Consider the following 8,242-nt stretch of genomic DNA (forward strand, 5'->3'; position numbering starts at 1 on the left):
CCACCATCCCCACCCTCCGCCGCAACGAAGGCCACACCACCCGCCTCCTCCACTCCCTCGCCCACGCCTGGACCCACGGACTCCCCATCAACTGGAGCAAGTCCACCGGCGAAGGCACCAAAGCCGACCTCCCGACCTACCCCTTCCAGCGCGAGAGGTACTGGTTGGAACCGTCGCAGGTCGCGGCCCCGGCCCCGGCTCCGGGCGGGGACGGGCTCTGGGAGGAGCTGGCGCAGCAGGACGTGGCCGAGCTGTCGGCAACGCTGGGGGTCGGTGCCGAGACGCTCGGCGAGGTGCTTCCCGCGCTGTCGCGGTGGCGCGGCGGGCGGGCCGTCGAGGGGCGGGCGGACGCCTGGCGCTACCGGATCGGCTGGCAGTCGCTGGCGCTGGGTCCGGTGGGGGCGCCGGCGGGTCGGTGGCTGGCGGTGTTGCCGGAGTCGGGTGAGGGCGCGGAGGTGGTGGCCGTACTGGCCGCCGCGGGGCTGGACGTGGTGGCGGTGCGGGCGGCCGGTGGTCCCGGGGAGGGGCGGAAGTCGCTGGCGGCCCGGTTGACCGAGGCGGTGGACGGCGGGCCGGTGGCCGGGGTGCTGTCGCTGCTGGCGCGGGAGGCGCGGGTGCACCCGGGGTTCGCCGATCTGCCGGGGGCGGTGGCGCTGACGTTGGCGCTGGTCCAGGCGCTGGGTGAGGCCGGGATCGGTGCCCCGCTGTGGTGCCTGGTGACCGGGACGGCGGTGCTGGGTGGCGGTGAGCGGCCGGGCGATCCCGTCCAGGGTGCGGTGGCGGGGCTGGCCAGGACGGCGGCGTTGGAGCACCCGGAGCGCTGGGGTGGTCTGGTGGACGTTCCGGAGGTGCTGGACGGGCGGGCGGCCGGGCGGCTGTTCGCGGTGCTGGCGGGCGGCCGCGACGAGGACCAGGTGGCGGTGCGTTCGACCGGCGTGCACGGACGGCGGCTGCTGCCCGCCCCGGTGGCGGCGGGTACCGGGACCGCCGGCTGGCGGCCGGACGGCCCGGTCCTGGTGACCGGCGGGACCGGCGCGGTGGGCGCCCACCTGGCTCGGTGGATGGTGGCCCAGGGCGCCGAGCGGGTGGTGCTGGTGAGCCGCCGTGGTGCGCAGGCACCGGGCGCGGCGGAGTTGCGGGCCGAGCTGGGCGCGCAGGTGGTGGTGGCGGCCTGTGACCTGGCGGACCGGGAGGCGCTGGCGGCCGTGGTCGCCGAGCACCGGCCGCGGGCGGTGGTGCACGCGGCCGGGGTGCTGGACGACGCGCTGCTGGACGCGCTGACGCCGGAGCGGACGGCCTCCTCGCTGCGGGCGAAGCTGACCGCGGCCCGGCATCTGGAGGAGGTGACGGCGGGTCTGGAGCTGTCCGCCTTCGTGGTGTTCACCTCGCTGATGGGGGTGGTCGGCAACGCCGGACAGGGGAACTACGCGGCGGCCAACGCGGCGCTGGACGCGCTGGTGGCGCGGCGGCGGGCGGCGGGTCTGCCGGGCACCGCCATCGCCTGGGGCGCCTGGGGCGGCACCGGGGACGGCGGTGGTGGCAGCGGGATGCTGACCCCCGAGGTCGCCGGGCGGCTGCGGGAGCGCGGGCTGCCGGCGATGGCACCCGCGGCCGCGGTCACCGCGGTGGGGCGCGCGCTGCGCGAGGGTGACGAGCTGGTCGTGGTGGCCGAGGTGGACTGGCACCGCTTCGCCGCGGCGGGCGGGCTGCGGCCGGCCCTGCTGGCGGGGCTGCCCACGCCGGACGGCGGCCCGGACGCGGCGGGCGACCGGCCCCCGGGGGGTACGGAGCCCGCCGGGCAGCTGGCGCGGCGGCTGGCCCGGGTGCCGGCCGGCGAGCGGCTGCACGTGGTCACCGATCTGGTGCGGGCGAACGCGGCGGCGGTGCTGCGGCACGGCGACACCGGAGCCCTGGAGCCGGGCCGGGCGTTCGCCGAGCTCGGTTTCGACTCGCTGACCGCCGTGGAGCTCCGCAACCGGCTCGGTGCGGCCAGTGGTCTGCGGCTGCCCGCGACGGTGCTGTTCGACCATCCGACGCCGCTGGCGCTGGCCGGCCGGCTGCTGGCCGAGCTGGGCGACCTCGCACTCCCCGACGGCGCCCGCTCCCCCGCCGACCCCGGACCCGCCGCGGGCGGGGAGGTCCCGGCCCACGAGCCGCTCGCGGTGGTCGGGATGGCGTGCCGTTTCCCGGGCGGGGTGAGCACTCCGGCGGAGTTCTGGCAGCTGCTGGCGGACGGCCGGGACGTGGTGGGTGACTGGCCGTCGGACCGGGGCTGGGACACCGAGGGCCTGTACGACCCGGATCCGGACCGGCCGGGCACCACGTACAGCCGGCAGGGCGGGTTCCTGCGGGACGTGGCCGGGTTCGACGCCGAGTTCTTCGGGATCTCGCCGCGCGAGGCCCTCGCCATGGACCCGCAGCAGCGGCTGCTGCTGGAGTCCGCCTGGGAGGCGCTGGAGGACGCGGGGCAGGACCCGGCCGCGCTGCGGGGCAGCCGGACCGGCGTCTTCGTCGGGACCAACGGGCAGGACTACCTGTCCGTGCTGGAGGGCGCGCCGGGCGCGTCCGAGGGCCACTTCCTGACCGGCAACACCGCCAGCGTGCTGTCCGGCCGGATCTCGTACGCGCTGGGGCTGGAGGGCCCCGCGCTGACCGTGGACACCGCGTGCTCCTCGTCGCTGGTGGCGATCCACCTGGCGGCCCAGGCGCTGCGGCGCGGCGAGTGCGACCGGGCGCTGGCGGCCGGGGTGACGGTGATGAGCACGCCGAAGCTGTTCGTGGAGTTCAGCCGGCAGCGCGGGCTTGCCCCGGACGGCCGGTGCAAGGCGTTCTCGGCGGACGCGGACGGCACCGGCTGGGGCGAGGGCGTCGGGGTGCTGGTGCTGGAACGGCTGTCGGACGCGCGCCGCCTGGGGCACCGGGTGCTGGCGCTGGTCCGCGGCTCGGCCGTCAACCAGGACGGCGCCAGCAACGGCCTGACCGCACCCAACGGGCCGTCCCAGCAGCGGGTCATCCGGGCGGCCCTGGCCGACGCCGGGCTGACGGCCGCCGACGTGGACGCGGTGGAGGCGCACGGCACCGGGACGAGGCTCGGGGACCCGATCGAGGCGCAGGCGTTGCAGGCGGTGTACGGGCGGGAGCGGCCCGCCGCCCGGCCGTTGCTGCTCGGGTCGGTCAAGTCGAACCTGGGGCACACCCAGGCGGCCGCCGGGGTGGCCGGGGTGATGAAGACCGTCCTGGCGCTGCGGCACGGCGTGCTGCCACGGACCCTGCACGTCGGGGAGCCGAACCCGCACGTCGACTGGTCCGCGGGCGGGGTCGAGCTGCTCACCGGGGCGCGGGTGTGGGAGACGGACGGGCGTCCGCGGCGGGCCGGCGTCTCCTCGTTCGGCATCAGCGGCACCAACGCGCACGTCATCGTCGAACAGGCCCCCGAGTCGCCCGCGGCGCCCGACCAGGGGCGGGCGCCGGACCTCCCGCTGCTGCTGTCGGCCCGCGGCGACGCCGCGCTGCGGGTGCAGGCCGAACGGCTGGCCGGCCTGCTGGCGGACCGGACCGGTCCGGACCCGGCGGAGCTGGGCCGGGCGCTGGCCGCCGGCCGGGCCGGCCTGGAGCGGCGCGCGGCCGTGCTGGGCGCCGGCCGCGAGGAGCTCGTCGAGGGTCTGCGGGCGCTCGCGGCCGGCACCCGGTCGGCCCGCGTGGTGACCGGCACGGCCGGCACGGCGGGCCGCACGGCCTTCCTCCTCCCCGGTCAGGGCAGCCAGCGGGCGGGCGCCGGGGCCGGCCTCTACCGCGCCGAGCCGGCCTTCGCGGACGCGCTGGACGAGGTGCTGGCCGCACTCGCGCCGCACCTGGACCTGCCGCTGGCCGACCTGCTGTTCGCGGAGCCCGGCAGCGAGCGGGCCGCGCTGCTGGACCGCACCCGGTACACCCAGCCGGCGCTGTTCGCCCTGCAGACCGCCCTGCTGGGGCTGCTGCGCCACCGCGGGGTGACGCCCGACCTGCTGATCGGGCACTCCGTCGGCGAGCTGTCCGCGGCGCACGCCGCCGGGGTGCTGGACCTGGCGGACGCCGCCGCGCTGGTCACCGCGCGCGGCCGGCTGATGGACGAACTGCCGGGCGGCGGCGCGATGGTGGCCGTGGAGGCCGAGGAGGGTGAGCTGGCGGGCGCGCTGGCCGACCCGTCGGTCGCCCTGGCGGCGGTGAACGGGCCGCGTTCGTGCGTCCTGTCCGGGGAGCGGGAGGCCGTGCTCCGGGCTGCGGAGGAGTTCCGGTCGGCGGGCCGACGGGTGAAGCGGCTGGCCGTCAGCCACGCCTTCCACTCCGCGCTGCTGGATCCGATGCTGGCGGAGTTCCGGACGGTCGCGGAGGGCCTGTCGTACCGCCCGCCGGTGCTGTCGGTGATCTCCAACCTGACCGGCGGGCCGGCCGGGGCCGAACTGCTGTGCTCTCCGGAGTACTGGGTGCGGCACGTGCGGGAGCCGGTGCGCTTCCTGGACGGGGTGCGCGGGCTGCGGGCCGAGGGGGCCGGTACCTTCCTGGAGCTGGGCACCGGCGGCGTGCTGTCCGCGCTCGTCCGGGAGTGCCTGCCGGACACGGCCGAGGGCGCCGTGCTGCCGCTGCTGCGGGAGGACCGGCCCGAGCCGCAGGCGCTGACCGGGGCACTGGCCCGGCTGTACGTGCGGGGTGTGCCGGTCGACTGGCGGCAGGGCAGTCCCGGCCCGGGCCGGGTCGAGCTGCCGACGTACCCGTTCCGGCGTCGCCGGTTCTGGCCGGAGCGACCGGTCGGCGGGTCGGCCGCGGCCCGGTACCGGATCGGCTGGCAGCCGCTGGCCGTCCCGGAGAGCGTCCGGCTGGCGGGTGAGTGGCTGCTGCTGGTGCCGGAGGACGACGGCGCCGGGGACGGCTGCGCGCGGGCGCTCGCCGAGGCGGGCGCCACGGTCCGGACGGTACGGGTGCCCGCCGCGGCGGGACGGGCCGAGCTGGCCGAGCTGGCCGCCGGGCCGGCGGACCCGGCGGGCGTGGTGTCGCTGCTGGGCGGCGCCGGCCGGGTGCTGGAGCTGGTGCAGGCCCTCGGCGACGCGGGCCTGCGGGCGCCGCTGTGGTGCGTGACCCGGGGCGCGGTCGCCGTCACCGGGGACGAGGGCGCCCGGCCGGAGCAGGCGCAGCTGTGGGGCCTGGGCCGGGTCGCGGCGCTGGAGCACCCGGAGTCGTGGGGCGGGCTGGTCGACCTGCCCGCCGGGCCCGGGGAGCCGGACGCGGCGGCCTGGCGCGGGCTGTGCGCGGCGCTGTCGGCGACGGACGGCGAGGACCAGGTGGCGGTGCGGGCGGCCGGGCTGTTCGGACGGCGGCTGCGACCGGCCCCGGCGGCCGTCCCGGCGGAGCGGTCCACGCCCGGGTGTCCGTCCGGCACCTGGCTGATCACCGGGGGTACCGGGGGGCTCGGCGCGCAGCTGGCCCGCCGGCTGGCCGCCACCGGGGCCGAGCACCTGGTGCTGGCCGGCCGGCGCGGACCGCGGGCGCCGGGCGCGGCCGAGCTGGCGGCGGAGCTGACGGCGCTGGGGGTCCGGGTGACGGTGGCGGCCTGCGACGTGTCGGACCGGGCCTCGCTCCGGGCGGTGCTGGACGGGCTGGGCGGAGAACGGGTGAACGCCGTGGTGCACGCGGCGGGCCTGACCTCCGGGACGCGGCTCGCGGACTGCACGCCGGCCGCGCTGGCCGCCGAGTCGGCGGCGAAGGCGGCGGGGGCCGAGCACCTGGACGCGCTGTTCGGCGGGCAGCAGTTGGACGCCTTCGTGCTGTTCTCCTCGGTGTCGGCGGCCTGGGGCAGCGGCGGCCAGGGCGCGTACGCGGCGGCCAACGCCCATCTGGACGCGCTGGCGGCGGACCGCCGCTCCCGTGGGCTGACCGCGACCTCGGTGGCCTGGGGGCCGTGGGCGGGTGCCGGGATGGCGGCCGGTCCGGTCGGCGAGCGGCTGCGCGAGCACGGGCTGCTGCCGATGGCGCCCGGGGCGGCGCTGGACGCGCTGCGGCTGGCGCTGGACCTGGACGAGACACACGTCGTGGTGGCGGCGGTGGACTGGCCGCGGTTCGGCCGGTCCTTCGAGTCGGCGCGGCGCAGCCCGTTGCTCGCCGGACTGCTCGCCGCCGCGCCGGCGGCCCGCGAGGCGCGGGAGGAGCGGGAGGCGCAGGCGGAGGAGTCGGCGGCCGTGCTGCTGCGCCGCCGGCTGGACCCGCTGGCGGAGCCGGCCCGGCTGCGGGTGCTGCAGGAGCTGGTACGGGCGGAGGCGGCGGACGTCCTGGGCCACGGAGGTGCGCAGGAGGTGGACGCGGACCGGCCGTTCCGGGAGGCCGGGTTCGACTCGCTGACGGCGGTGGAGCTGCGCAACCGGCTGGTCACGGCCGTCGGCCGGGAGCTGGGGGTGACGGTGGTCTTCGACCACCCGACCGCGGCGGCGCTGGCCGGACACCTGTACGCCGAGCTGTACGGCGCCGAGCAGGCCTGGCCCGCCCCGGTGGACCCGGTGGCCAGCGGTCCGTCGCCGGCCGGGGAGCCGCTGGCGGTGGTGGCGATGGCCTGCCGGTTCCCCGGCGGGGTCGAGTCCCCCGAGGAGCTGTGGCAGTTGCTCGCCGACGGGCGGGACGCGGTCGGTGCGCTGCCCGGTGACCGGGGCTGGCCGCTGGAGTCGCTGGTCAGCGAGGACCGGGACGCGCCGGGCACGTTCTACGCCCGGGCGGGCGGGTTCCTGACGGATCCGGGCGCGTTCGACGCCGGGTTCTTCGGGATCTCGCCGCGCGAGGCGCTGGCGATGGACCCGCAGCAGCGGCTGCTGCTGGAGACCTCCTGGGAGGCGGTGGAGCGGGCGGGCATCGACCCGGCGTCGCTGCGCGGCAGCGCGGGCGGGGTCTTCCTGGGCCTGGCCTCGCAGGGGTACGGCACCGGGCCGCGGGATCCGTCGGCCGACGTCGAGGGGCACCTGCTGGCGGGAAACGTCACCAGCGTGGCGTCCGGGCGGATCGCGTACACGCTGGGGTTGCAGGGGCCGGCGGTGACGGTGGAGACCGCCTGCTCGTCCTCACTGGTGGCACTGCACCTGGCGGGCCAGTCGCTGCGGGCCGGGGAGTGCACGTTCGCGCTGGTCGGCGGGGCGGCGGTGATGGCGAGCCCGGACGTGTTCGTGGAGTTCAGCCGCCAGGGCGGGCTGTCCGCCGACGGCCGGTGCCGGTCGTTCGGCGAAGCGGCCGACGGGACGGGCTGGGGTGAGGGCGCGGGCGTCCTGCTGGTGGAGACGCTGTCGCGGGCCCGACGGCTCGGGCATCCGGTGCTGGCCGTGGTCCGTGGCACGGCGGTGAACCAGGACGGTGCCAGCAACGGGCTCACCGCGCCGAACGGGCAGGCGCAGCAGCGGGTCATCCGGCAGGCGCTGGCGAACGCCGGTCTGTCGGCGGCGGACGTGGACGCGGTGGAGGCACACGGCACCGGGACGACGCTGGGAGACCCGATCGAGGCGGACGCGCTGCTCGCCACCTACGGGCAGGACCGGCCGGCGGACCGGCCGCTGTGGCTGGGCTCGCTGAAGTCCAACATCGGCCACACCCAGGCGGCCGCGGGCGTCGCCGGGGTGATCAAGTCGGTGCTGGCGCTGCGGCACGGCGTCCTGCCCAAGACCCTGCACGCCGAGGAGCCGACCCGGAAGGTGGACTGGTCGGCGGGGTCGGTCCGGCTGCTGACGGAGGCCCACGGGTGGCCGCGGGACGGGCGGCCGCGCCGGGTCGGGGTGTCCTCGTTCGGGATGAGCGGCACCAACGCGCACGCGATCGTGGAGGAGGCGCCGCAGGCCCCGGAGCAGGCGCCGGGGGTGCCGGCCGCGGCGGGCCTGCCGTGGCTGCTGTCGGCCCGCGACGCGGGTGCGTTGCGCCGGCAGGCCGGGCGGCTGCTGGCCCGGCTCGACGCCGAACCGGAGCTGGACGCCGACGAGGTGGCCCGGACGCTGGCCGCCGGCCGGGCGGCGTTCGCGCACCGCGCGGCGCTGGTGGGCGGCGACCGGGAGCAGCTGCGGGAGGAGCTGGCCGCGCTGGCGGCCGGACTGCCGTCGGCGGGGGTGACGGAGGGCCGGGCGCGCGGCGGGACGGTGCTGGTGTTCCCGGGGCAGGGGGCGCAGTGGGCCGGGATGGCGGTCGAACTCCTCGACTCCGCCGAGGTGTTCGCCACCGCGATGGCCGACTGCGAACGCGCCCTCGC

General features: G+C 78.4%; 1 protein-coding gene. It reads left to right on the forward strand.

The features are described from left to right. Window positions 1–8,242, forward strand: an 8,242-nt coding sequence (locus tag ACIOFR_RS41500) for an SDR family NAD(P)-dependent oxidoreductase (RefSeq protein WP_401005919.1), incomplete at both ends; no start/stop codon positions are given.

The sequence above is a fragment of the Kitasatospora sp. NPDC088346 genome (genome assembly GCF_044740765.1).
In the GTDB taxonomy this organism is placed as follows: Bacteria; Actinomycetota; Actinomycetes; order Streptomycetales; family Streptomycetaceae; genus Kitasatospora.